Source organism: Pseudomonas sp. ENNP23 (assembly GCF_001728945.1).
Taxonomy (GTDB): domain Bacteria; phylum Pseudomonadota; class Gammaproteobacteria; order Pseudomonadales; family Pseudomonadaceae; genus Metapseudomonas; species Metapseudomonas otitidis.
In genome coordinates, this window is record NZ_LYSP01000012.1 from 84165 (window position 1) to 109775 (window position 25611).

The 25611-nt window shown below is 68.0% G+C and carries 22 protein-coding genes and 2 pseudogenes; 17 read left to right on the plus strand and 7 right to left on the minus strand.

Going from position 1 to position 25611, the window contains the following annotated elements:
* The first annotated feature begins 54 nt into the window (after nucleotides 1-54).
* Together A9G05_RS09395 and A9G05_RS09400 are read left to right on the plus strand one after the other, a co-directional pair.
* Nucleotides 55-2226 carry a TonB-dependent siderophore receptor gene (locus A9G05_RS09395; protein WP_069560710.1) on the plus strand — a complete coding sequence of 724 codons (2172 nt, stop codon included), beginning with the start codon at nucleotides 55-57 and terminating at the stop codon, nucleotides 2224-2226.
* A gap of 10 nt (nucleotides 2227-2236) precedes the next feature.
* Nucleotides 2237-3697: a PepSY-associated TM helix domain-containing protein gene (locus tag A9G05_RS09400; RefSeq protein WP_069560711.1), complete on the plus strand. Its 1461-nt coding sequence runs from the start codon at nucleotides 2237-2239 to the stop codon at nucleotides 3695-3697.
* Between the two features lie 201 nt (nucleotides 3698-3898).
* On the opposite strand, the gene A9G05_RS09405 is transcribed toward A9G05_RS09400, so the two are convergent.
* The 4 genes from A9G05_RS09405 to A9G05_RS09420 are packed head-to-tail and all read right to left on the minus strand — an operon-like array spanning nucleotide 3899 to nucleotide 8105.
* A complete protein-coding gene (locus tag A9G05_RS09405; RefSeq protein WP_069560712.1) occupies nucleotides 3899-5023 on the minus strand; it encodes an agmatine/peptidylarginine deiminase in 1125 nt (374 codons plus the stop codon).
* Nucleotides 5024-5048: 25 nt separating this feature from the next.
* Nucleotides 5049-6140, minus strand: coding sequence for an extracellular solute-binding protein (locus tag A9G05_RS09410; RefSeq protein ID WP_069560713.1), 1092 nt, complete (start codon nucleotides 6138-6140; stop codon nucleotides 5049-5051).
* Nucleotides 6137-7051 carry an N-carbamoylputrescine amidase gene (aguB, locus tag A9G05_RS09415; RefSeq protein ID WP_069560714.1) on the minus strand — a complete coding sequence of 305 codons (915 nt, stop codon included), beginning with the start codon at nucleotides 7049-7051 and terminating at the stop codon, nucleotides 6137-6139. The genes A9G05_RS09410 and aguB overlap by 4 nt, the downstream gene beginning before the upstream one ends.
* A gap of 4 nt (nucleotides 7052-7055) precedes the next feature.
* Nucleotides 7056-8105 carry an agmatine/peptidylarginine deiminase gene (locus tag A9G05_RS09420; RefSeq protein ID WP_069560715.1) on the minus strand — a complete coding sequence of 350 codons (1050 nt, stop codon included), beginning with the start codon at nucleotides 8103-8105 and terminating at the stop codon, nucleotides 7056-7058.
* A gap of 134 nt (nucleotides 8106-8239) precedes the next feature.
* Here A9G05_RS09420 and A9G05_RS09425 point away from each other — a divergent pair, with 134 nt between their 5' ends.
* A complete protein-coding gene (locus A9G05_RS09425; protein WP_069560716.1) occupies nucleotides 8240-9115 on the plus strand; it encodes a LysR family transcriptional regulator in 876 nt (291 codons plus the stop codon).
* Nucleotides 9116-9166: 51 nt separating this feature from the next.
* Here the strand turns inward: A9G05_RS09425 and A9G05_RS09430 are convergent, their stop codons facing one another.
* The 3 genes from A9G05_RS09430 to A9G05_RS09440 form a co-directional block, all read right to left on the minus strand.
* Nucleotides 9167-9847 (minus strand): DUF3313 domain-containing protein, encoded by a 681-nt coding sequence (locus A9G05_RS09430; protein WP_069560717.1) that lies wholly within the window; start codon nucleotides 9845-9847, stop codon nucleotides 9167-9169.
* Nucleotides 9848-9968: 121 nt separating this feature from the next.
* A complete protein-coding gene (locus A9G05_RS09435; RefSeq protein WP_069560718.1) occupies nucleotides 9969-10721 on the minus strand; it encodes an SDR family NAD(P)-dependent oxidoreductase in 753 nt (250 codons plus the stop codon).
* Nucleotides 10722-10731: 10 nt separating this feature from the next.
* Nucleotides 10732-11511 (minus strand): SDR family NAD(P)-dependent oxidoreductase, encoded by a 780-nt coding sequence (locus A9G05_RS09440; protein ID WP_069560719.1) that lies wholly within the window; start codon nucleotides 11509-11511, stop codon nucleotides 10732-10734.
* 90 nt (nucleotides 11512-11601) lie between these two features.
* Between A9G05_RS09440 and A9G05_RS09445 the strand changes: the two genes are divergently transcribed.
* From A9G05_RS09445 to A9G05_RS09505, 14 genes and pseudogenes are all read left to right on the plus strand, one after another.
* Complete coding sequence (locus A9G05_RS09445) at nucleotides 11602-12489, plus strand: LysR family transcriptional regulator (RefSeq protein ID WP_069560720.1); 888 nt, start codon at nucleotides 11602-11604, stop codon at nucleotides 12487-12489.
* A 122-nt stretch (nucleotides 12490-12611) separates the two neighbouring features.
* Nucleotides 12612-13364 (plus strand): ABC transporter substrate-binding protein, encoded by a 753-nt coding sequence (locus tag A9G05_RS09450; protein WP_069560721.1) that lies wholly within the window; start codon nucleotides 12612-12614, stop codon nucleotides 13362-13364.
* A 45-nt stretch (nucleotides 13365-13409) separates the two neighbouring features.
* Nucleotides 13410-14108 carry an alpha/beta fold hydrolase gene (locus A9G05_RS09455; RefSeq protein ID WP_069560722.1) on the plus strand — a complete coding sequence of 233 codons (699 nt, stop codon included), beginning with the start codon at nucleotides 13410-13412 and terminating at the stop codon, nucleotides 14106-14108.
* 70 nt (nucleotides 14109-14178) lie between these two features.
* Nucleotides 14179-16002: a PAS domain-containing protein gene (locus tag A9G05_RS09460; RefSeq protein ID WP_069560723.1), complete on the plus strand. Its 1824-nt coding sequence runs from the start codon at nucleotides 14179-14181 to the stop codon at nucleotides 16000-16002.
* On the plus strand, nucleotides 15999-16628 hold the full coding sequence (locus tag A9G05_RS09465; protein WP_069560724.1) for a response regulator transcription factor: 630 nt from the start codon (nucleotides 15999-16001) through the stop codon (nucleotides 16626-16628). Before A9G05_RS09460 ends, A9G05_RS09465 begins: the two co-directional genes overlap by 4 nt.
* A 614-nt stretch (nucleotides 16629-17242) precedes the next feature.
* Nucleotides 17243-18016, plus strand: a complete 774-nt coding sequence (locus A9G05_RS09470; RefSeq protein ID WP_371850558.1) for a methyl-accepting chemotaxis protein — start codon at nucleotides 17243-17245, stop codon at nucleotides 18014-18016.
* Between the two features lie 10 nt (nucleotides 18017-18026).
* A complete protein-coding gene (locus A9G05_RS09475) occupies nucleotides 18027-18395 on the plus strand; it encodes a response regulator (RefSeq protein ID WP_069560726.1) in 369 nt (122 codons plus the stop codon).
* Nucleotides 18396-18408: 13 nt separating this feature from the next.
* Nucleotides 18409-18714: a lipid asymmetry maintenance protein MlaB gene (locus tag A9G05_RS09480; protein ID WP_069560727.1), complete on the plus strand. Its 306-nt coding sequence runs from the start codon at nucleotides 18409-18411 to the stop codon at nucleotides 18712-18714.
* The gene (locus A9G05_RS09485; RefSeq protein WP_069560728.1) at nucleotides 18714-20873 is read left to right on the plus strand and encodes a chemotaxis protein CheA; all 2160 of its coding nucleotides are present in this window, start codon (nucleotides 18714-18716) and stop codon (nucleotides 20871-20873) included. The genes A9G05_RS09480 and A9G05_RS09485 overlap by 1 nt, the downstream gene beginning before the upstream one ends.
* A 449-nt stretch (nucleotides 20874-21322) precedes the next feature.
* Nucleotides 21323-21910 (plus strand): annotated as a pseudogene (locus A9G05_RS28405) (methyl-accepting chemotaxis protein); the annotation flags it as partial.
* 321 nt (nucleotides 21911-22231) lie between these two features.
* Nucleotides 22232-22819 (plus strand): annotated as a pseudogene (locus tag A9G05_RS28410) (methyl-accepting chemotaxis protein); the annotation flags it as partial.
* Between the two features lie 5 nt (nucleotides 22820-22824).
* Nucleotides 22825-23343 (plus strand): chemotaxis protein CheW, encoded by a 519-nt coding sequence (locus A9G05_RS09495; RefSeq protein WP_069560730.1) that lies wholly within the window; start codon nucleotides 22825-22827, stop codon nucleotides 23341-23343.
* A gap of 29 nt (nucleotides 23344-23372) precedes the next feature.
* Complete coding sequence (locus tag A9G05_RS09500) at nucleotides 23373-25010, plus strand: methyl-accepting chemotaxis protein (protein ID WP_069560731.1); 1638 nt, start codon at nucleotides 23373-23375, stop codon at nucleotides 25008-25010.
* A gap of 55 nt (nucleotides 25011-25065) precedes the next feature.
* Complete coding sequence (locus tag A9G05_RS09505) at nucleotides 25066-25599, plus strand: chemotaxis protein CheW (protein ID WP_069560732.1); 534 nt, start codon at nucleotides 25066-25068, stop codon at nucleotides 25597-25599.
* Nucleotides 25600-25611: the final 12 nt, after the last annotated feature.

Below are 25611 nucleotides of genomic sequence, written 5' to 3' on the forward strand. Positions count from 1 at the left end.
CCCGGCGCCTGACGCGCCGGCTCGCTGCTGCACGCTTGCAAGGAAAGAGTCTCCATGACCCCGAAGTACACCTGCCTGGCGCTGGCGATCTGCGCCTGCAACCTCGCCTACGCCGCTGAAAAGAAGCACGACGCCCTCGAACTGCCCACCAGCACCGTCAACGCCGACGCCGAGAAGCAACCCGGCCTGGACCTGGACAGCCAATCCCCCGGCACCTCGCGCCTGGGCCTGAGCCTGCGGGAGAACCCCGCCTCGGTGGCGGTGGCCGACCGCGAGAAGATCGACCGCATCGGCGCGCGCAACTTCCTCGACGTGGCCAACGCCCTGCCCGGCGTCAACGCCTCCGCCCCGCCCGGCTGGGGTGGCTACGTCGCCTACCGCGGCTTCAACGGCGCCCAGGTCAACCAGCTGTTCAACGGCATCAGCCTGCAGTACAGCGCCGCCAACCGCCCGGTGGACGCCTGGATCTACGACCGCGTCGAGCTGGTCGGCGGCCCCTCCTCCTTCCTCCACGGCAGCGGCTCGGTGGGCGGCAGCCTCAACTACATCACCCGCCTGGCCAGCCGCGAGGACAGCGGCGAAGCGCGCATCCGCTACGCCCGCTTCGATGACCGGGAAACCTCCATCGGCATCAACCGCGCCCTCAACGATGGCCCCGGCCCGCGTCATTACGCGCGCCTGGACTTCAGCCGCAACGACAGCAACGGCTACATCGACCGCCAGGAGCGCGGCGCCAGCAACGTCGCCTTCTCCCTGCTCAGCGACCTCACCGACCGCCTCTCCCACACCCTGGCGGTGGAGTACCTGGAAGAGAAGGAAGACAGCCCCTACTGGGGCGCACCGACGCTCAACGCCAACCGCACCGGCGAGCTGAAGATCGACCGCCACGACCGCTTCAGCAACTACAACGTCGACGACGGCCGCTACGAGCAGCGCACCCGCTGGCTGCGCTCCATCACCGACTACCAGGTGGATGACGCCACCAGCCTGCGCAACACCTTCTACCACTACGAAGGCCAGCGCGATTACCGCAACCTCGAGGTCTACAAGTACAACGCCGCCGGCAACATCGTCCGCAGCGGCGCCTACCTGCAGCGCCACGACCAGGAGCTCAACGGCAACCGCCTGGAGCTGCTGCACAAGGGCGAGCTGTTCGGCCGCGTCAGCGACTGGGCCTTCGGCCTCGACTACAGCGTCAACCAGCAGAGCGTCTACCCGCGCTCCAGCAGCGGCACCGTCGACATCGTCACCCCCGGCAACCCAAACCCCGGCAGCTTCGACGAGATCCCCGGCATGGCCAGCGGGCTGGTCAAGGCCCGCAGCAACGAGGTGCGCACCACCTCCGGCTTCGCCGAAAACCGCCAGCAGTTGACCGACAGCTTCTCGCTGATCACCGCCCTGCGCTACGACCACATCGAGCTGGACGCCACCAACCACGGCACCGTCAGCGCCAACGCGCCGTCCTCCTTCGAGCGCCGCTGGGACGCCATCACCGGGCGTGCCGGGCTGGTCTGGCAGTTCACCTCCGACGCCAACCTCTACGTGCAATACAGCACCTCGGCCGAGCCGCCGGGCGGCACCCTCACCGGCGCCTCCTTCACCCAGGTGCGCGACTACGACCTGAGCACCGGCAAGCAACTGGAAGTGGGCAGCAAGCTGGACTTCGACGAAGGCCGTGGCAGCGCCACCGTCGCCGCCTACCGGATCGTCCGCAAGGACTTCCCCATCAGCGACGTCAACAACCCCAACGGCACCGTCCAGGCCGGCCAGCAGACCTCCGACGGCGTGGAACTGGCGGCCTCCTACCGCTTCACCCCGCAGTGGACCCTGGAAGGCAACGTCGCCTGGGTGGACGCCCGCTTCGACGACTTCAACGAGACCGTCGGCGGCGTCAACGTCTCGCGCAAGGGCAAGACCCCGGTGAACATCCCCGACCGCCTGGCCAACCTCTGGCTCACCTGGGAGCCGGTACAAGGCTGGCGCACCGGCGTGGACGCGCGCTACGTCTCGGCGGTGTACGCCAACAACGCCAACACCCAGTGGGTGCCCTCCTACACCCTCTACGGCGCCTTCGTGGAGCATCAACTGGACGCCAACACCAAGGTCAGCGCGCGGCTGCGCAACCTGACCGACGAGGTCTACGCGCGCTTCATCCACCAGAGCAACGCGCAGTACTACCTGGGTGAACCGCGCAGCCTCGAAGTAGCGCTGGACCTGCGTTTCTGAGGCGGCCGTGATGAAACGCCACCTCTACCTCTGGCACCGCTGGCTGGGCATCGCGCTGTGCCTGTTCATGGCGCTGTGGTTCGTCTCCGGCATCGTCATGCTCTACGTCGGCTACCCCAAGCTGACCCAGGCCGAGCGCCTGCAGCACCAGGCCCCGCTGGCCTGTGCCGGCTGCGTATCGCCGGCCCAGGCCCTGCAGGCGGCCGGCGGCGAGCCGCCGCGCAGCCTGCGCCTGGCCCAGGTGGCGGGTGAGCCGCGCTACCTGCTCGGCTACGCCAGCGGCAACCGCGCGGTGGACGCCCGCAGCGGCCAGGTGCTGGACGGGGTCGGTTCCGCCGAAGCGCTGGGCATCGCCCGGCACTTCGGCGACGCCGAGGCGGGCCACCTCGGGCTGGTCGACGAAGACCTCTGGAGCCACAGCCGTGCCCTGGACGGGGACCGGCCCCTGCACCGCGTGCAACTGCGCGATGCCGCCGGCACCCAGCTCTACCTGTCCTCGCGCACCGGTGAAGTGGTGCGCGACGCCAGCGCCCACGAACGGGCCTGGAACCTGCTCGGGGCCTGGCTGCACTGGCTGTACCCGCTGCGCGGCGGGTGGCTGGATGGCGCCTGGTCGAACATCGTCATCTACCTCGCCCTCGCCGCCACGCTGATGGCCCTGCTGGGCATGGTGGTCGGGCTGCTGCGCTGGCGCTTCTCCAAGCCCTACCGCAGCGGCTCGCGCTCGCCCTACCCCTCGGGGTTCGGTCGCTGGCACCACATCAGCGGGCTGCTGTTCGGCACCCTGCTGGTGCTGTGGGTCTTCAGCGGGCTGATGTCCATGCGCCCCTGGCACCTCACCGAAGGCCGCTCGGCCTTGACGCCAGCAGTCTTCCAGGGCGCTCCGCTCAGCGCGGCGACACTGCAAGGCGACCTGGCGGACGCCCTGCAGCGCCTGGAGCAATCGGGCCTGGCGCCGGTGGAGCTGGAATGGCGGATGCTCGGCGGGCACGCCTACCTCAGCGCGCTGGATGCCCAGGGCAACAGCCGCGTGCTGCCCCAGGACGGCACCGGCGCGGCGCTGGAACGGCTGCCCCAGGCCACCCTGGAAGCGGCCGCGCCGATCCCGGTGGCCCACGCCGAATGGCTGCAGCACTACGACGCGTACTACTACGCCCGCGGTGATGCCAGCATGTACGGCGGCCAGCCCCGCCGCCTGCCGATGCTACGACTCCAGTTCGAGGACGACGGCCACAGTTGGGTCCACCTGGACCCGCACACCGGCGCGGTGCTGGATGTGCTGGACGGCAACCGCCGGGCCGGCCGCTGGCTATTCAACCTGCTGCACAGCTGGGACTGGCCCCCGCTGCTGGAGCGGCCCCTGCTGCGCGAGGCGCTGGTCATCGGCTTCAGCCTCGGTGGCCTGGCGATCTGCCTCAGCGGCGTGGTGATCGGCTGGCGCCGCTTGCGCCCACGGCAGCGCAAGCGCTGAAACACCGTGCGCGCCGGTGCAACCCGGCGCGCACGGGCTTCCCGCCCAGCAATCTTGTGCACACCCACCGTTCATAAAACCACCAGCCCGGCACAGGCCCCGCCTGCCGGGCGCCGAGGTCGTCGGTCAACCGCTTATCCACAGCGTCATCCACCGTTTCTGTGGGTAGCACCCGGCCATCACGCCGGGTTGCACCTGCCCTCAGACCTGTGGCAGATGCTTGGTCACGCAGTGGATGCCACCACCCCCGGCGGCGATCGGGTCGATGTTCAACTGCTCCACCACCCGCCCCGGGTAGAGCCGGGTCAGCAGCGACTTGCAGTAGGCGTCCGCCGCCGCATCGCCGAACTGCGGGGCGATCACCGCACCGTTGAGCAGCAGGAAGTTGATGTAGCCAGGGGCGAAGTCCGGGTTGCCCCGGGTGTACGCATTGCTGCGCACCTTCAGCGGCGGCGGCAGCGTGTGCACCACCAGGCGACGGCCATCGGCGTCGGTGGCCGCCTTGAGGATCTCCAGGTGGCGGCGGGTCACCGCGTAGTCGTAGGACTTGGGATCGTTGTCCAGGTTGGCGATGACCACGCCCGGCTCCACGAAGCGCGCGTAGAAGTCCACGTGGGCGTCGGTGATGTCCTTGTCCTTGATGCCGGGCAGCCAGATGATCTTGCGCAGCCCGAGGTTGGCCTTCAGCTCCGCCTCGATCTGTGCCTTGCCCAGCCCCGGGTTGCGGTTGCCGTTGATCCAGCAGCTCTCGGTGAGGATCGCCGTGCCGGCGCCGTCCACTTCGATACCGCCGCCCTCGCCCACCAGCGCGCTGCGCAGGTAGCTGGCCTCCATCTCCTCGCTGAGAAGGTCGGCGACGTGGGTGTCATTGCCGGCCGCCTGCTTGCGCCCCCAACCGTTGAAGTTGAAGTCCACCAGCCCCAGGCCGCCGGCACCGTCCGTCACGAAGCAGCCGCCGTAGTCGCGCACCCACACGTCATCCAGCGCCACCGGCAGGTACTCGACGTTGACCGTGCCGCAGGCACTGCGCGCCTGGGCCAGTTGGCCGGGGCGGTGCAGCACGGTGACCGGCTGGTACTTGGCAATGGTGCGGGCCAGCTTGCCCAGGGTGGCGTTCACCGCGCCGGCCCAGTCCTCCCAGATGGCGGGGGATGCGGCGTAGGCGATGATCACCCGCTCCTGGCGGTGGTGCTCGCCGGGCATGTACCAGCTGGCGGCCAGCGCCGCCGGCACCCGCGCCGCGCCGAACCCCAGGCCCAGGGTGGCCGCTGCACCGAGCCCGCTGGCCAGCATCATGTGTTTCATGAAATCGCGTCGTGTCGTCATTGCACGTGCTCCGTTCAACGGGCGGTCACGGGGACCGGGCGGTCTTGAAGGTGGTCCAGGCACGCATCCGCGCGCGCATGTCCCGCTGGGGGATGTCCTTGCCGGGAATCAGCCGCTGGTAGGTGGCCGCGTCGACGTAGATGTCCGGGTTGTTGCGCATGTCCTCGGCCACCAGGGGCCGCGCCGCCGCGCTGGAGGTCGGGTAGCCGGTGGCATTGCTGATGGCTGCCATGCGCTCGGGGCGCATGAGGAAGTTGATCAGCGCGTAGGCGTACTCCGGGTGCATGGCGTCGGCGGGAATGGCCATGGTGTCCATCCACACAGTGGTGCCTTCGCGGGGCACCCGGTACTGGAAGCGCACGGCCTTGCCGGCCTCGTCGGCGCTGCGCTGGGCCTGGGTCATGTCGCCGCTGTAGCCGAGGGACAGGCAGATGTCGCCGTTGACCAGTTGGGTGACCGGCTGTGACTGGAACTTGCGGATGTAGGGCTTGATGCCCTTGAGCAGCGCCACGGCCTCGGCCAGGTCCTCCGGCCGTGCGCTGCGCGGGTCGTGCCCCAGGTAGTTGAGCACCACTGCCAGCACCTCGTCGGGGGAGTCGATGAGGGAGATGCCGCAATCGGCGAAGCGCGCGGCCAGCTCGGGCTTGAACAGCATGTCCAGACTGTTGACCGGTGCACCGGGCAGGCGCGCGTCGATCTGCGCCTGGTTGTAGGTGAGGCCGATGGTGCCCCAGGTGTAAGGCACGGTGGCATGGCGCGAGTACGGGTAGCGGGTCTGCAGGGTCTTGAGGCCGGGCTCGATCTCGTCCAGGTGCTCCAGCCTGGCCGGGTCCAGCGGCTGCAGCGCACCGGCGCGCATCAGCCGCTCGGCCACGGTATCGCCGGGGAAGATCAGGTCGTAGCCGCTGTGGCCGGACATCATCTTGGCCTCCAGTGTCTCGCTGCTGTCCATCACGTCGTAGATGACGCGGATGCCGGTCTCGCGGGTGAAGGCTTCCAGGGTGTCGGGGGCGAAGTAGTCCGCCCAGTTGTAGAGGCGCAGCAGCTTCTCCTCGGCGTGCGCGCTGCCCAGGCCGAGCCCGAGGGCCAGGACCAGCAGGGATCTGCCCAGGTTCATCGGCCGGCCTCCGTGGGGTGCCAGTGGCAGTGGGTGTGGCGCCCGTCCAGGCCCAGCAGCGGGCGGTACATTTCCGGTCGGCGGTCGCGGTAGACGCCCCAGGTGAGGCGCTCCTCGGCCATGGCCGGGAGGTCCAGCGCCTGCACCCACACGCCTTCGGATTCACGGTCCGCCTCGGCCAGCAGGCGGCCCTTGTGGTCGGTGATGAAGGACGAGCCGTAGAAGCGCATGCGCAGGTCGGCGTCGCTGCCGGCCACTTCCTCGCCGACGCGGTTGGCGGCGATCACTGGGAGGATGTTGGCGGCCGCGTGGCCACGCTGGGTCAGCTGCCAATGGTCGCGAGAGTCCAGCCCGGCCGCCCCCGGCTCAGAGCCGATGGCCGTGGGGAACAGCAGCACCTCGGCGCCCATCAGCGCCAGGCAGCGCGCGGTCTCGGGGAACCACTGGTCCCAGCAGATGCCGGTGCCGATGCGCCCATGGGCGGTATCCCAGACGCGGAAGCCGGTGTCGCCGGGGCTGAAGTACTCCTTCTCCTGGTAGCCGATGGCGTTGGGGATGTGGGTCTTGCGGTAGACACCCAGCAGGCGGCCGTCGGCATCGGCCACGCTGAGGGCGTTGAAGTAGGCGTTGCCGGCCCGCTCGAACCAGCTCAGCGGCAGCACCACGCCCAGCTCCCGGGCAAGGTCGGCGAAGCGCGCGAGGATCGGGCTGCGCCCGTATTCCTGGGCCAGGGCCAGGTGGCGGTGGTCCTGTTCGATGCAGAAGTACGGGGTGGCGAACAGCTCCTGCAGCAGGATCAGCCGGGCGCCCTGGGCGGCCGCTTCGCGCACCAGCGCTTCGGCCCGGTCCAGGTTGCGCGCCAGGTCCCAGCTGCAGGCGAATTGCGTAGTGGCAACAGTGAGGAGGCTCATGGGCTCAACCCTCCACCGGCCAGGCCGGCTGCTGCTGGGTGATGCAGTGCACCCCGCCGCCGCCATGGGCCAGGTGGTTGATGCGCACCGGCACCACTTCGCGGCCGGGGAACGCCAGGCGCAGCGTGGCAGCCGCTTCGTCGTCCGCAGCAATGCCGTAGGCCGGCATGATGATGGCGCCGTTGGCGATGTAGAAGTTGGTGTAGGAGGCGCAGAACACCTCGGCCTCGGTGTCCACCGCGTCGGTGGCCTCGAAAAGCTCCAGCATCTCGAAACGACGGCCCCGGGCATCGGTGGCCAGCTCCAGTGCACGGCGGTTCTCCCGCACCACGTCGGCGTACACCGAGCCGCTGTCGCGGGTGGCGTCCACCAGCAGCGCGCCGGGTCGGGCGAAGGCACAGACGCCGTCCACGTGGCCGTCGGTCATGTCGCCGGTGACGTGGTCCGGGTCGCCCGGCAGCCAGATGGTCTTGCGCACCCCCAGCAGGCGGGCGAACAGCGCCTCCATCTCGGCCTTGCTCACGCCGGGGTTGCGGTTGGCGTTGAGCAGCACCGACTCGGTGGTGATCAGCGTGCCCTGCCCGTCCACATGGATCGCGCCGCCCTCGTTCACCAGCGGCGCATGGAGGCAGTCCAGGCCCAGGTCCGCCAGGATGCGCGCGCCCAGGGTGGCGTCCAGACCATGGGCCGACTTGCCGCCCCAGGCATTGAAGCGCCAACTGACGCCGGCAACGCCCAGGCGTGGGTGCAGCACGAAGCTCGGGCCGGAGTCGCGGCACCAACTGTCGTCGATGGCCATCACCACCAGTTCGACATTGGGCCCGCACAGCGCCCGTGCCCGCTCCACGGCGGACGGGTCCACCACCAGCTTCACCGGCTCGAACCGGGCAATGGCGTTGGCCACCCGGGCGAAGTCGTCCTGGACGTCTGCCAGGGTCACGCCCCAGCCGTGCTCCCAGAGCGTCTGGTTGTGGGGAAACGCCATCCAGGTAGCGGCGTGGGGTGCCCATTCCGCTGGCATGAACCAGCCGTCGCGTGCATCGTCGAGTTGCATACAAAGTGCCTTCAGTTAAAAATTTGTTATCACTGAAAACCGTGGCCGCGGTGATGGCCTGCATGCTAGGCCCTATGGTTCGGGCCAACAAACGATGCTTTTTCCATATATCTGATTAGACAGGCTTATCAATCATGCTCAAGCACTGGCCTCCCCTGAACGCCCTGCGGGGCTTCGAAGCCGCCGCACGGCTGGGCAGCTTCCACAAGGCGGCGGACGAGCTGCACCTGACCCAGTCGGCCATCAGCCAGCAGATCCGCAGCCTGGAAAGCTACCTGGAGCAGCCGCTGTTCTTCCGCAACGGGCGCAGCGTGGCCCTCACCGACGCCGGCCTGGACCTGCTCAGCACCACCCAGTCGATGCTTCAGCAACTGGCCGTGGGCATCCGCCGGCTGGACCAGTACCGCAAGCCCAACCAACTGGTGGTGAACACCACGCCGGCCTTCGCCCGCCACTGGCTGGTGCCGAACCTGGCGGACTTCCACCGGCACCACCCCGAGGTGGACCTCTGGCTGCTGACCACCGACGAAACCCCGGACATGGCCACCCAGACCATCGACATCGCCGTGCGCGACGACCTCAGCGCCCAGGCCGAGTGCAGCTTCCGCGTGCTGCTGGAGGACCGCCTGCAACCGGCCTGCCATCCGCAACTGCTGGCCACGCCCACAGCGGCGCGCACCACCCTGCATGGCGAACGGGAAATGGACTGGAGCCACTGGCAGGTACAAGGCGGCGAGGATGTGGGGCAACAGAGCCAGGGCCTGAACTTCTCCGACCCCGGCCTGCTGCTGGACGCCGCCGTCCAGGGCCTGGGCATTGCCCTGGTGAGCCGCCTGCTGTCGGCCCGGGTACGCCAGCAGGGCCTGCTGGTGGCGTTGTCGACACGCGAGGTCCGCGGCCCGAACTGGAGCTGGCTGGTGCACCGTGACAGCGAGGGCGATGCCCTCACCCGCAGCTTCTGCAAGTGGCTGCTGGCGCGCCTGGAAACGGACGTCGGCGTTACGGGTTGAGGCGTTGCAGACAGCCCGTCGGCTCCACCGGGAAGCCGACGGGCAGAGGCGTTATGGCGCGGTCTTGGCGGCCTGGAACTGCAGGGCGTCGCGGGTGAGCTGGTCGATCACCGGGGCCAGGTCGGCGGCGGTGACCTTCTGCCGGTCGTTGCTCAGGGTCTTGCCAAAGCCCTTGCGCACGACCCGCATGACGGACTTGCCAGTGGCGTTCTCCACCAACTCGCCTTCCAGGAACAGCTCGGTGTTCTGGTCCCGCTCACCGGCGGCGGCCATGGCGCCCCCCAGTACCAGGGCGATCGGCAACACCTCGTAGGGGCGCAGGCCCTGGTTCTCGGCAGCAACGCCGGTGATAGCGCCACGGAACACCAGGGTGCGCGGGCCGGCCTGCTCGGGGCTGACCAGCGGCAGGCGCTGGGCCAGAACGGCAGCCATCTGCTGGTTGGCACGGGCCAGCACGGCATCCAGGGTAGCCTGATCGACCCGTGCATCGGGCTTGGGTTGCGGGTAGAAGCCCAGCGGTTGCAGCACCAGGCTGTCGTAGCGGGACAGTTCGAAGCCGGGGTCCATCCAGCGCATCACCGGCACCCCGGAGGCGGAACGCGCGCTCTCCAGGCCGTCGTAACTGGAGAGGAAACCGGAATACTGGCCCTCGCTCACGGTCTTGCTGGTGCAACCACCGAGGGCGATACCCACGGCGAGGACAACGGGGAGCAGCGTGCGGATCGGGTTCATGCAGGTGTTCCTCAAGGGAGAGTCATCATTTCGGCGCTCACGACGGTCAGCGCTCGCGGGGCCAGGCGAAGCCCCCCATTAGTGATAGGCCATCCCGAGGAAAATGCCCGGACCGCTCCCCTCAGTTGCCGGCCGACAGCCCGCAGTCGATGGCCAGGTCCGCCCCAGTGATGGAGCGCGCCAGGGGCTGGCAGAGGAAATGGCACAGCTCGGCCACTTCCTCCGGTTGGATGAAGCGCGCCTGTTCGCCCTGGGGGTACTTGGCCAGCAACTCGCGGTAATAGCCGTCAGGGTCGCCGTTGCCATAGCGCTCGGCCTGGAAGGTCAGCATCGGGGTGACGATGTCGCCGGGGGATACCACGTTGCAGCGCACGCCGTCGGGGGCCAGGTCCAGGGCCAGGGTCTTGGTCAGCAGCGCCACCCCGCCCTTGCTGGCGCAGTAGGCGGCGGCGTTGCGGTTGCCCTGGCGCCCGGCATCGCTGGAGATGTTGACGATGCTGCCGTGGGTGGCGCGCAGGTGCGGGATGGCCGCCTTGCACATGAAGAACACGGCCTTGAGGTTCACCCCCAGCACCAGATCGAAGTCCGCCTCGCTGAAGTGCTCCACCGGGCCTTCGCGCCAGATGCCGGCGGCGTTGACCAGCGCATCCAGCCGACCAAAGGCGCTGATCGCGGCCGCGACCACCGCCTCGCAGTTGTCCGGGCGACGGATGTCGGCGACGGCGATGGTACAGCCGGGGAACGCCTCGCGCACCTGCTCCAGGCCAACGGCGTCCACGTCGGTGGCCAGTACGTTCCAGCCGGTCTGGTGGAAGCGCCTCACCAGGCTGCGCCCCAAGCCTCCGGCGGCGCCGGTGATGATGATGCTGTTCATGCGGTGCTCCTCAGGGGGCCTTGTTTTCGATCAGGCAGTTGCCGCCATCCACCACCAGCAGCTCGCCGGTGATGTAGCTGGCTTCGGGGGAGGCCAGGAAGGCCACGGCCGCCGCCACTTCCTCCGGCCGGCCGGCACGCCCCACCGGCACGTAGCCGGCGGCATGGCGCTCCTCCTCGGTGCTGGACGCGGTGGCGATCCAGCCAGGGGCCACGCTGTTGACGGTGATGCCGTGGCGCGCCACTTCCAGCGCCAACCCCATGTTCATCCCCACCATGGCGGCCTTGGCCGCGCTGTAGGCCGCCTCGCCGGGGTTGCTGCCACGGGTGCCGGTGGTGGAGCTGATCTGCACGATGCGCCCGTAACCCCGTGCCTGCATGCCCGGCAGCACGGCCCGGGTGAGCAGGAAGGCGGTGGTGAGGTTGCGCGCCAGGGACAGGTTCCAGGTCGCCAGGTCCATCTCCGCGACTGTGGCGAAGGGCTCCGGGCTGCCCTGCATGGCCATGCCGGCGTTGTTGACGAGGACGTCGATGCGGCCCCAGCGGGCTTCGGCCCAGCTCGCCAGTTCCGCCACCTGGGCTTCGTCGGTGAGGTCCGCCGGGCGGCCTTCCACCTCGAACCCCTCGGCGCGCAGCTCGGCCACCCGCTGGGCGATGCGCTCGCTGCTGGCGGTGATCACCAGGCGTGCACCCGCCTGGCCCAGCCGCCGGGCGATGGCCAGGCCGATGCCTGCCTCGCTTCCGGCGCCGCTGATCAGCGCCACCTGCCCTTGCCACCCTGTGGTTGCCATGGTCCTGCTCCTGCTGGTTGTGATGGCGCTGGAAACTAGGCCCCTTTCGCTGATAGAAAAAGACGACCGTCATCAGCCGAACTGACAACCATGGCCTTCAGCCGCGACACCCTGCGCACCTTCCTCGCCGTGCTCGACCACGGCTCGTTCTCCGCCGCCGCGCGCCAGCTCGGGCGGGTGCCCTCGGCGGTGAGCATGGCCGTCTCGCAACTGGAGGCGGAGCTTGACCTGGTGCTGTTCGACCGCTCCACCCGCAGGGCCCTGCCCACCCAGGCGGCACTGGCCCTGGAGCCCCAGGCCCGCCAGGCCGCCAGCCAGCTCAACCTGCTGGACGCCCACGCCCTGCAACTGCACCAGGGGCTGGAGCGCCGGCTCAGCCTGGCCATGGCGCCGGAGCTGCAGAGCGGCCCCTGGAGCCGCCCGCTGGCCAGCCTGGCACGGGAGTTCCCGGCCCTGGAGGTGGAGGTGCGCTCGGCGCCCCAGGCCGAAGCCATCCGCCTGCTGCATGCCGGCGAAGTGCAACTGGCGCTGGTGTTCGAACGGCCGGGCATCGACGAGCGCGAAGCCTTCCAGGAAGCCGGCAGCCAGGTGCTGGTGGCCGTGGCGGCTCCGGACTTCGCCCCCAGCCCCCTGGACGAGCGGGAGATGGCCGCGCGCCGGCAGATCATCGTCGCCAGCGGCGCGCCCACGGCCTCGGACCCGCAGATCGTCCTGGCGCACCGGGTCTGGCTCTGCGACAACCACCTGGCCGCCCTGGAACTGGTGCAGGCCGGCGTCGGCTGGGCCTACCTGCCCGAACCCCTGGTGGCGCCGCTGGTGGCCGGTGGAGCGCTGCAGACGGTGCGCTTCGACAACATGAGCAGCCACCTGCGCATCGGCGTCGACATCGTCTGGCTGAAGGCGAACCCGAGCGGCCTCGGCGCCCGACGCTACCTGGCGCTGATGCGCGCGCTACTGGCCTACAGCCCCCCGGTGTGACCCCGGGCTGCCGCGGCCGGGGTCCCCCCTACGGGAGTCGGGTTGCACCCCTGCGATTTCACCTCCACAGTTCCGGCATCCACGCCCCTCGACGGACACGGGCGACAACAGAAGAACGTCCCATGCGATTCCTTTCTGCCTTCCTGATCCTGCTGCTCCCGGCGTTTGCGCTGGCCGGAGCCGACACGCTGCGCGTCGACCTGCGCGACCGCCCGCCCGAAATCTGGAGCATCGACGGGCGCCCCACCGGCCCCTTGGTCAAGGTGCTGGAGGTGGCCGCCGAGCGCGCCGGCCTGCACCTGGAATGGCGCTACGCGCCCTTCGCACGCAGCCTGGCGGACCTGCGTGAGGGGCGCATCGACCTGGTGCCCAGGGTGTTGCCCGACCCGGAGCGCGACCACTACCTGCACTACCTGCCGAGCATCGGCACCCAGCACAAGTACATTCTCTTCGCCATACGCCCCACTCAGCGGCTGGAGCGTTACGAAGACCTGGCACCGCTGCACATCGGCATCAAGCGCAGCACCCTGTACTTTCCGCGTTTCGACACCGACGCCAGTCTCAACAAGCAACCGGCGGTGGACGACGACATCCTGGTGCGCATGTTCCGCGCCGGCCGCATCGACACCATCGCCGCGCTGGACAAGGCCGCCATCGACACCGCCTTCGAGAACATCGGCTTCAGCGACTACACCTACGCCGGGCTGCGCGAGCCGATCCGCGTGGAAAACCGCTTCGCTGCCTCGCAGAAGCTGTATGACAGCGGCCGCGCGGCACTCTACGATCGCCTCGGTCGCGAGCTGGAGGCCATGCGCCGCAACGGCGACGTGCTGTCCATCTACCGCGAACAAGGCGTCGAACCGCCCACCCCGTGACCCCATCGATGCCCGGCCCCGCCGGGCCGCCGTATCGAGTACCGCATGACCCCTTCACCCGATGCCCTGCTCCTGCTGCCGGGCCTGCTCAACGACTCGCGCCTGTGGGCCCATCAGGCCGATGCCCTGCGCGCGGAGCGGCCGGTGCACATCGCCGACCTGACCCGTGACGACAGCATTCCCGCCATGGCCCGCCGGGTGCTGGCCGAGGCGCCGCCACGCTTCGCCCTGGGCGCGCTCTCCATGGGCGGCTACGTGGCCTTCGAAATCCTCCGCCAGGCCCAGGAGCGGGTGACCCGCCTGGCCCTGGTGGACACCATGGCCAGCCCGGACAGCCCCGAGCGCGCCGCCAACCGCAAGGGCTTGCTGGAGCTGGCGCGCCACGGCCGCTTCGTCGGCGTCAGCCCGCAGTTGCTGCGCCGGCTGATCCACCCCCGCCACCTGGGCACTCCGGTGGCCGACACCGTGCGCGCCATGGCCCGCGATGTGGGACGGGAGGGTTTCATCCGCCAGCAGCAGGCGATCATCCAGCGCCAGGACGCCCTCGACCTGCTGCCCCGTCTTCAACTCCCCACGCTGGTCGTGGTGGGCGCCGACGACCTGATCACCCCACCCGCCGAAGCCTACTTGATGCACGCCGCCATACCCGGCTCGCGCCTGGAGATCATCCCCGGGTGCGGCCATCTGCCGCCCCTGGAGGCGCCGGAGCAGACGCTGTCGCTGCTGCGCGAGTGGTTGGCCTGAGCAAAAATCTGCCAGCATTTCGCCACTGATCCATACTCCTTCGGTCGCATCGCACGTGATCGGGGGAGTCATGGGCCACAGCGCTGAGGGAGACATCTTTCGCCGGGCATTCGAGTCGTCGTCGGTGGGCCTGGTCCTGCTCGAACTCGACGGCCGTATCCAGCACGTAAACCGGGCCCTGGTGGAGATGCTCGGGCGACCCGGTGCCGACCTGCTTGGCGAGCCACTGGAGACACTGTTGCACCCGCGCGACCGCCATGCGGTACGCCGCGCCTTCGACCGTGCCCTGCGCCAGCATGAGGACATGGAGTGTGGCGAAGTGCGCCTGGCCTCACCGGCCGCCAATCCCCACTGGCTGCACCTGAGCCTGCGCATGGTCGAGGACGATCACGGCCAACCCACCCACTACCTGGTGCGCCTGCAACCGCCCCTGGGACACCGTCAGCGTGCCGAGCAGATGTACCTGCTGAGCTACGCCCTGGACTACACCGCCGACGGGGTGCTTCTGCTGGATGGCGAACGGCACATCCGCTACCTCAACGAGGCTGCCTGTCGCCTCACCGGACAATCGCGCCAGAGCTTGCTGGGCCAGTCCCTGTCACAGGTCCTCGCGCCACTGGTCGGCACACTGGCGGACCTGCTGGCCGACGACGAGAGCCTGCAGGAGGCGTTGGAAAACCAACGGATACTGAGCTGCGAACTGCAGGTGCCCGGCGAAGACTCGCCGCGCTACGTCACCCTCCAGTTCAGCCATTTCCACTACAACCAGCGCCCCTACAGCCTGGCGCTGGTCCACGACTTCACCGAACAGCGGCGTATCGCCAACGCCCTGCTGCGCAACGAGCGGCAGTTCCGCGCGCTGATCGAGAACACCCCCGATGCCATCGGCCGGCTGACCCCCGACTTCCGCCTCATCTACGCCAACCCAGCCCTCGAGGCGCTGTGTCGCCTGCCCTTGGTGGAGGCCCGAGGCCGACCGGCGCGAGAAGCCTTCGGCGACAACTCCCAGGTCGACATCATGGCCGACCTGGTGCGCGAGGTGGCCGCCACCGGCGAGTCCATGGAGGAGGAGCTGATCCACGGCATCGACGGCCCCGCCGACCGGCAGATTCACTACCTCATGCAACTGGTGCCGGAGCGCAACGCCGAGGGCGAGGTGACCAGCGTCATCTCGGTGGCCCGCGACATCAGCGGTATCCGCAAGGCGGAGCGCCGCCTGGCCGCCAGCAACCGCCAGTTGCGCGAGCTGTCCAGCCGCCGGGAAAGCGCCCGCGAGGAGGAGCGCAAGCTGATCGCCCGGGAGATCCACGACGAACTCGGCCAGCACCTCACCGCCCTGCGCATGGGCATCTCCCTGCTGCGCCTGCGGCACGGTGAGCAGGCACCGGGGCTGAGCGAGGGCGTGGAGCGGCTCATGGCGCTGTGCGACCGCACCATCGGCGTGGTCCGCTCCATTGCCACCACCCTGCGCCCCTCTGCTCTCAACATGGGCCTCTACCCGGCCCTGGAATGGCTCATCGACGAATTCCGCAGCCACCACGCCCACATCACCTGCGAACTGGTGGCCCACAGCGGAGCCCCAACCCTGGACGACAACCAGGCCACCACCGCCTTCCGCATCGTCCAGGAAGCGCTGACCAACATCGCCCGTCACTCCGGTGCCAGCCGTGCAGTGATCAGCCTGGAGCGGCTCGACGACCGCTACGTGCTGGACATCACCGACAACGGCCAAGGCTTCGACCCGACCAAGGTCGGCAAGCGCTCCCTGGGCCTGGCCGGCATGCGCGAACGCGGCACCAGCCTGGGCGGCGAAGTGGTGATCTTCAGCCACCCGGGCCAGGGCACCACGGTGCAAGCCACCTTCCCCGTCAACGAGCCTACGGAGTCCCCATGACCCGCATCCTCATTGCCGACGACCACGCCATCATGCGCGGCGGCCTCAAGCAACTGATCGAGTTCGACACCCGCCTGCAGGTGGCAGCCGAGGCGGAAAACGGCGCCCAGGTGCTGGAGCAGCTGCGGGTGGGGGAATTCGACCTGCTGCTACTGGACATGAGCATGCCCGGCCTCAGCGGCGAGGACCTGATCAGCCGCGTTCACGGCCGCTACCCACGCCTGCCGATTCTGGTGCTGAGCATGCACAACGAGGCGCAGATCGCCCAACGCGCCCTGCGTGCCGGGGCCAGCGGCTACCTGACCAAAGACCACAACCCCGAAACCCTCCTGGCCGCGATCCACCGGGTCGCCGGCGGCGGCCGCTACCTGGACCCGCGCATCGCCGAGCAACTCGCCTTCGCCAGCAGCAACCCCGTGGACGATACTGCTGCACAGCTTTCCGACCGCGAGTTCCAGATCCTCCGCCTGCTGGGTCAAGGCCTCAGCGTCAACCAGATCGCCGACCAACTGGTGATCAGCAACAAGACCGTCAGCACCCACAAGACGAGGCTGATGGAGAAAATGGGCTTCACCTGCAACGCCGACATCATCAAGTACGCCATGACCCACGGGCTGACGGCCTGAGCAGCGACGCCACATGCCGGGATGTCGTGCGTGACCTCGCCACATCCCATGGACTGCGGTAACGCGGCCCCTCGGGAAATCCCTACAAAAAAGCAGGATGTCCTGATGCCATCACCGGGATAGGACGATAGGGCCGATCGCGCCCCGCGCCCATGCTGGACACAACCCCGCAACGCATCGCCGCTGCGGGCCCCGTGTCCTGAAGGAGCGTGACCGTGACGAGCCCGACCCCCACTTCCAGCGTCCCCTGGCTGCCCATCGCCCTCTGCGGTGCCGGTTGCGCGGTGCTGTTCTGGACGGCCAGCCAGTTCCCCTCCCCGGTCTGGGCCCTGGCGGCCGTGGCACCCACGCTGCTGATGTGGGTCGTCCTCGCCCAGCGCGGGGCCACCCATGAACAGGCACTCAACCGGGCCCGCGACGAGGCCCTGGCCGAAGGGGCCCGGATCGAGGCCGAGCGCCATGTGCAGGGCCTGCCCGAGCTGTGCGTCAGCATTGCGCCGATCTGGTCGGCGCAGATCGAATCCGCCCGCCACCAGACCCAGACCGCCATCGAGGCCCTTTCCGAGCGCTTCGCCCGCCTCGCCGGCCGCATCAGCGAGGCCGTCTCCAGCGGCATGCAGGCCGACAGCGATGCCCTGGTCACCCTGCTGGCCCAGAGCGAGGTGGAGCTGGAAGACATCGTCAGCCAACTGCGCCTGGCGCTCTCCAGCAAGGAGAGCCTGCTGCAGGAGGTGGAGCGGCTGAACAGCTACACCGCCCAACTGCGCACCATGGCCAAGGAAGTCGGCGACGTGGCCAAGCAGACCAACCTGCTGGCCCTCAACGCCGCCATCGAAGCCGCCCGCGCCGGTGAGGCCGGTCGCGGCTTCGCCGTGGTTGCCGATGAGGTGCGCAAGCTCTCCACCCTCTCCGAGGAAACCGGCAAGCGCATCGGCGACACCATCGAGACCGTCAGCGGCGCCATCGAACGCACCCTGCAGGTCTCCAACGAACACGCCACCCGCGACGCCGGGACCCTGGAGCACGCCAGCCAGGTGATCCGCCAGGTGATCGCCCAGTTCCGCTCCGGCGCCACCCGCCTGATGGAACACGGCAACGCCCTGCGCCAGGACAACGCCGTGGTCGGCGAAGAAATCTCCGAGGTGCTGGTGGCCCTGCAGTTCCAGGACCGGGTCAGCCAGATGCTCGGCCACATGCGCGACGACATCGGCCGCCTGGCCCAGCACCTGGAGGAGGACGATGCCAGCCACGTGGATGCCCGCTCCTGGCTCGACGAACTCTCCCGCACCTACACCACCCCCGAACAGCACGCCATTCACCAGGGCCGCAAGAACGGCTCGGGCACTCCCGGCACCAGCCATTCCGCTTCCGACATCACCTTCTTCTGAGGACCGATCCATGGCCAAGACCATTCTCATCGTCGACGACTCCGCCTCCATCCGCCAGGTAGTGGGCATGACCTTGAAAAACGCCGGCTACGACGTCCTCGAAGGCGTCGACGGCAAGGACGCGCTGACCAAGCTGGACGGCCGCAAGGTCCACCTGATCATCAGCGACGTGAACATGCCGAACATGGACGGCCTCACCTTCCTGAAGAACGTCAAGCAGCTGGCGGCGTACAAGTTCACCCCCGTGATCATGCTCACCACCGAGGCCGGCGATGCCATGAAGTCCGAAGGCCAGGCCGCCGGGGCCAAGGCCTGGGTGGTCAAGCCGTTCCAGCCGGCGCAGATGCTGACGGCCGTTTCCAAGCTGATCCTGCCCTGATCGGGAGACCGCCATGAGCACCCTGGAATCCGCCGATGGCAGCCGCCGCCTCACCCTGGACAGCGCGCTGACCATCTACACCGCCGCCGACACCAAGCTGCTGCTGGCCAACGCCCTGCAAGGGGCCGTGGCCCTGCACCTGGACCTCAGCGCCATCGAGGAAGTGGATTGCGCCGGCCTGCAGCTGCTGCTGGCGGCCTGCCAGGAGGCTCGGCGCCAACACGTCAACCTCAGCCTCGAAGGGGCCAGCCCGGCCATGACCGAGATCCTGCAATTGAGCGGCCTGCGTGACCTGCTCCCCATCGGAGGGCTGCACTGATGAACCTCGACAGCGTGATCGGCACCTTCATCGCCGAAAGCCGGGAACTGCTGCAGCAGATGGAAGACGCCCTGCTGCAGATCGAGCAATCCCCGGAAGACCCCGAACTGATCAACGCCATCTTCCGCGCCGCCCACACCATCAAGGGCTCCTCCGGGCTGTTCGGCTTCGACTCCATCGTCGCCTTCACCCATGTCGCCGAGAGCGTGCTGGACCGCGTCCGCGCCGGCGAACTGCCGTTCAGTGCCGACCTCAGCGCCCTGATGCTGCTGGTGGGCGACCACCTGGCCGGCCTGGTCAACCACCTCGCCGAGGGCCGAGACCTGGCTGAGCTGCCGGAGGTCATGGGCATCCACGAAGCCGAACTGGTGCAACGCCTCAGCCAATACCTGAACGGCACCCCGGCCGTCACTGCCGAAACGCCCTCCGAATGCGCAGCCGCGCCCCGCGATGGCGTCGCCAGCCAGCACTGGCACCTGTCCCTGCGCTTCGGTGCCGACAGCCTGCGCGACGGCATGGACCCGGTGTCCTTCCTGCGCTACCTGGCCACCTTCGGCGACCTGCTGCACATCGAGCCGGTGCTCGACCACCTGCCCAGCTTCGAGGCCCTCGACCCCGAAGCCTGCTACCTGGGCCTGGAAGTGGCCTTCACCACCGAGGCCGACCAGGCGGTGCTCGAAGGCGCCTTCGACTTCGTCCGCGAGGAAGGCCGCATCCGCATCCTGCCCCCCAACGCCCCCCTCGCCCGCTACGCCGAACTGCTGGCCGAGCAGGCCGATGAAGGCGAGACCCAACGCCAGCGCCTGCTGCGCTGCGGCACCCTCAGCGAGGCCGAACTGGCCAGCCTGGACGCCCTGCGTCCGGCCGAGATGTACGACGCCACGCAGGCAGAAACGCTGGCCGCCGAGCCGAGCGAAACCACCGCGGTCGGCAAGGCCCTCAAGGAAACTGCCCGTACCAGCGGCGACACCAACCTGATCCGCGTCGACGCCGGCAAACTGGACCAACTGATCAACCTGGTGGGCGAGCTGATCATCGCCGGCGCCAATACCCGCATGCTCGCCCAGGGCTGCGGCCTGGTGAACATGAGCGAATCCGCCGAGACCCTCTCGCGCCTGGTGGAGGAAGTCCGCGACTCCGCCCTGACCCTGCGCATGGTGCAGATCGGCGCCACCTTCAACCGCTTCCAGCGGGTGGTGCGCGACGTCTCCAAGGAGCTGGGCAAGGACATCGTCCTGCGCATCAGCGGTGGCGACACCGAGCTGGACAAGACCGTGGTGGAGAAGATCGGCGACCCGCTCACCCACCTGGTGCGCAACGCCATGGACCACGGCATCGAGCCGGCCGAGCAGCGTCGCGCCAGCGGCAAGCCCCTGCAGGGCATGGTGCGCCTGAACGCCTACCACGAGGCCGGCGGCATCGTCATCGAAGTGAGCGACGACGGTGGTGGCCTCAATCCGCAGAAGATCCTCGCCAAGGCCGTGCAGCGTGGCCTGGTCACCGAAGGCCAGCAACTGACCGACAAGGACACTTTCAACCTGATCTTCGAGCCCGGTTTCTCCACCGCCGACCAGATCAGCAACCTCTCCGGTCGCGGCGTCGGCATGGATGTGGTCAAGCGCAACATCGCCGCCCTGCGCGGCACGGTGGAGCTGGACAGCCGACTGGGCGCCGGTACCTGCGTGCGCATCCGCCTGCCGCTGACCCTGGCCATCATCGACGGCTTCCTCATCAGCGTCGGCAGTTCCAGCTACGTGGTGCCCCTGGACATGGTCGAGGAATGCATCGAGCTGCCCAGCAGCGAGCTGGACGACCTCGACCAGTTGGACCTGCGCGGTGACGTGCTGCCCTTCATCCGCCTGCGCAACCTGTTCGAGGAAGCCAGCCTGCGGCCCCGCAGGGAGAACGTGGTGGTGGTCAGTTACGCCGGGGTCCGCGCCGGCCTGGTGGTGGACCAGCTCCACGGCGAGTTCCAGACCGTCATCAAGCCGCTCGGCAAGGTATTCGGCCAGGTCCCGTCGCTGTCCGGCTTCACCATCCTCGGCAGCGGCGCGGTGGCACTGATCCTCGACATCCCCGGCCTGCTCGCCCAGTTCACGCAACCTGGCAGCGCATACACCGCTGGCCAGTCCAACCAATCCAGGAGTGCTCTGCAATGAACCTCTCTCTTCGCATCGTTACCCTGACCGCTACCGCCATCCTCGCCCTTCTCCTTCTGGCATCGGGCCTACCCAGCAGCGCCACAGTACCCCTGGCTATCCTGGCAGCCGCTGCCGTAGGTATTCAGGGCCTGCACCTGCAGCGCAGGCTGAACCAACAGCTGGGTGGCGACCCCCAGGCGCTGATCGAGTTCGCCGAACAACTGGCACAAGGGGCGGTCGATCCCCTGCCCCCCAGCCAGACCACCAACGGCTCCCTGCGTAACTACCTGCAATGCATCGGCCACTCGTTCAATGGAGTCGCACAGAACCTACGCCGCGTTAGCGACGAACACGCCCGCGGGGACATCGATGCCATTCTCGACACCCGCCTGCCAGGGCTCTACGGCGACATCAGCCAAGGCATCAACGCCCTGGTGGCCAGTCACATCGAGGTGAAGAAAAAGGCCATGGCCTGCGTCAAGGCCTTCAGCGAAGGCGATCTCACCGCACCCCTGGAAACTTTCCCCGGCAAGAAAGCCTTCATCAACGACACCATCGAAACCCTGCGCCGCAACATCACCGGCCTGATGGACGAGATGCGCCACATGTCCGACGAGCACGACAAGGGCGATATCGATGTGGTGATCGACGCCTCGCGCTTCCAGGGCAGCTACGGGGAGATTGCCCGCGGCATCAACGCCATGGTCACCGGCCACATCAGCGTGAAGAAGAAAGCGATGGCCTGCGTCAAGGCCTTCAGCGAAGGCGACCTCACCGCGCCCCTTGAGCAGTTCCCTGGCAAGAAAGCCTTCATCAACGACAACATCGAAACCCTGCGCCGCAACATCCAGGCACTGATCGAAGACACCCAGATGCTCAGCCAGGCCGCCCTGGACGGCCGCCTCGATACCCGTGCCGATGCCGGCCGGCACCAAGGGGACTTCCGCCGCATCGTCAACGGCATCAATGACACGCTGGAGGCCATCATCGCCCCGCTGCGTGCAGCCATGAGCGTCATCGAGGGCCTGGCCGATGGCGACCTGACCCGCACCATGGGCGGACGCTACAACGGCCACCTCGACGAACTGCAGCAGTCGCTCAACGCCACCGTGCGCAAGCTCGCCGACGTGATCGGCCAGGTGCACCAGTCCACCAGCATGCTCAGCAGTGCCGCAGAAGAAATCTCCGCCACCGCGCAGAACCTGAGCCAGGCCGCCTCCAACCAGGCCGCTTCGGTGGAGGAGACCAGCACCGCCATGGAGCAGATGTCCGCCTCCATCGCGCAGAACACCGAGAACGCCAAGGTCACCGACGCCATGGCCGGTAAGGCCGCTCGGGAAGCCAACGAAGGAGGTCAAGCCGTTCGCGAGACCGTATCGGCCATGAAAACCATCGCCGACAAGATCAGCATCGTCGACGACATCGCCTACCAGACCAACCTGCTGGCACTCAACGCCGCCATCGAGGCCGCCCGAGCCGGCGAGCATGGCAAGGGCTTCGCGGTAGTGGCCGCCGAGGTGCGCAAGCTGGCCGAACGCAGCCAGGTGGCGGCCCAGGAGATCAGCGAAGTGGCCAAGAACAGCGTCTCCCTGGCCGAGCGCGCCGGCACCCTGCTGGACCAGATGCTGCCCTCCATCACCAAGACCTCCGACCTGGTGCAGGAAATCGCGGCAGCCTCGGAGGAGCAGACCACCGGCGTCAACCAGATCAGCGATGCCATGACCCAGCTCAGCGACATCACCCAGCAGAACGCTGCCGCCTCCGAGGAGTTGGCGGCCACCTCCGAGGAGATGACCGTGCAATCGACCAATCTGCAGGACCTGATGCAGTTCTTCCAACTGAGCAGCTCGAACGAGGCAAACAGCCGCTCACGTGCCCACCCCTCGGCAACGCTGCCGCACCGCAGCACCTCCTCGTTCCAAGGCGGTGACCAGGATGGCGGTTTCGTCCGCTTCGGGAGCTGAACACCATGAACCTCGACCTCGCATTGCAATCAGGCGAAGAGCAACGCCAGTACCTGACCTTCCGGGTCGGCCGCGACCTGTTCGGCGTCGCCACCCGCTACGTGCGGGAGATCCTCGAGTTCCACGCCATCACCCAGGTGCCGATGATGCCGCCGCTGGTGCGTGGTGTGATCAACCTGCGCGGCGCCGTGGTGCCGATCATCGATCTCGCCGAACGCTTCGGCCTCGGCAGCACCGAACTGGGCGCACGCACCTGCATCGTCATCGTCGAGCTGCAGGACGGTGACGAGGCCCAGTTGATGGGTGCCCTGGTGGACGCCGTCACTGCGGTAGCGGAGATCGAGCCGCTTGCCCTGCGCCAGGCCCCCGCCTTCGGCAGCCGCGTGCCACCGGAATACATCGAAGACCTCGCCCGTGTGGACGAACGCTTTCTCACCCTGCTGCGCATGGAGCAGGTGCTGAACGTCGACCAGATCGCCGCGCTGGCCGGCCAGCGCAACACCTCCCGACTGTCCCTCGTCTGATTGCGCAGACGCGCACAGGAGCCCTGAGAATGACCATCAGCAAGAAAATGATCCTCCTGGTGATGTCCGCCCTGCTCGGCATCCTCCTGCTCTCGGGGGTCGGCTACCAGCAGATGAACCAGGTCTACACCGCCGCAAACTTTGCCAATGTCAACTCGGTACCCGCTATCGAAGCGTTGAGCGAGTTGCGCAATGCGGTCGATGCCAAGACCCAGCACATCTATGCCCACATCCTGACAACCGACGACAAGGACATGGAACGGATCGAGGCCAAGATCAAAGCCGACCAGGCAGCATTGATGACGGCCATTGCCGACTATGAAAAAACGATCATCGATGCCGAGGACCAGCAACTCTTCGACATGGACAACGAGCTCATCTCGGAACTCATGCAGAAAGCGGAAGCGATTCTGTCGCTGTCTCGCGCCAACAAGAACGAGCAGGCCCGAGACGCCATGATCGAGATCCAGAACAACTCCATCGAAACAACGCGAACCGCACTGAGCAAGCACCGTGACTACAACATCCGCATGGCTACCGAAGGCAGCCAGCGTGCCGAAGCCATTCTCAAACAGGCCACACTGATTTCCATCATGGTTTCCATCGTCACCCTGGTGATAGTTGGCCTGATCGGCGCCCTCATCACTCGTAATCTGCTACGCCAGCTCGGCGGCGAACCGGCCTACGCTGCGGACGTGGTCAGCCGTATCGCTGCCGGCGACCTGACCGCCACCGTCGAGACCAAGCCCGGCGACACCGGCAGCATGCTGGCGGCCATCAAGACCATGGTGGAGAAACTCAGCCAGATCATCGGCGAGGTGCGCAGCAACGCCGACGCGCTGACCAGTGCCTCGGAGCAGATCTCCGCCACCGCCCAGAGCATGAGCCAGGGCGCCTCGGAACAGGCGGCTTCGGTGGAGGAAACCAGCGCCTCGATGGAACAGATGTCCGCCTCCATCGCACAGAACACCGAGAACGCCAAGGTCACCGACGGCATGGCCAGCAAGGCTGCCCGTGAAGCCGATGAAGGTGGCCAGGCCGTGCGCGACACCGTATCGGCCATGAAGACCATCGCCGACAAGATCAGCATCGTCGACGACATCGCCTACCAGACCAACCTGCTGGCCCTCAACGCCGCCATCGAGGCTGCCCGTGCCGGCGAGCACGGCAAGGGCTTCGCGGTGGTCGCCGCCGAGGTGCGCAAACTGGCCGAGCGCAGCCAGGTGGCCGCCCAGGAGATCAGCGAAGTGGCCAAGAGCAGCGTGTCCCTCGCCGAACGCGCCGGCACCCTGCTGGGCCAGATGGTGCCCTCCATCGCCAAGACCTCCGACCTGGTACAGGAGATCGCCGCCGCCTCGGAAGAACAGACCACCGGCGTCAACCAGATCAGCGATGCCATGACCCAGCTCAGCGAGATCACCCAGCAGTCCGCCTCCTCCGCCGAGGAGCTGGCCGCCACAGCCGAGGAGATGAGCGGCCAGGCCGAGCAACTGCAACAGCTGATGGACTTCTTCAAGGTCACCAACGCCGGCAAGGCCGGCCGTGATGCCGGTGCCAAAGGCAAGGTCGGTGCAGCCCGCAAGGCAGCCCGTCGGGTGGTGGAAGACAGTGACGACGACGCCTTCGACGACGCAGTACCCGCCGGCTTCGTCCGCTTCCAGCACTGATCCGACCTTTCGTTACCGTGACCGGGGCACCTGCCGGTGCCCCCAGGAGCCAAGCATGTCCAGCGTCTTCAGCCGCCCCGGCGACACCACCCAGCCGGATGCGCCCCAGCAGTACCTGACCTTCACCCTGGCCGATGAAGTGTTCGCCGTCGGCACCCGCAGCGTGCGCGAGATCATCGAGTACGGTCACCTGACCCCGGTGCCGATGATGCCGCCCTGCGTGCTCGGGGTGATCAACCTGCGCGGTGGCGTGGTGCCGATCATGGACCTGCGCCAACGCTTCGGCGCCGGGCACACCGCCATCAGCCGGCGCAGCTGCATCGTCATCCTGGAGGTGGAACGCGGCGACCTGCGCCAGGTGATGGGCATCGTCGTCGAGGCGGTCAACGCCGTGATCGAGATCGGCACCCAGGACATCGAACCGCCCCCTAGCTTCGGCACCCGCATCCACACCGACTTCATCCATGGCATGGCCAAGCTCGATGGTCGCCTGGTGGTGCTGCTGGACATCGGCCAGGTGTTGTCCCTGGACGACCTGCAGCACCTGGCCGAAGCCGGCGCCACCGCCGACCTGCAACAGTCCGCCTGACCGGGAGCCTGC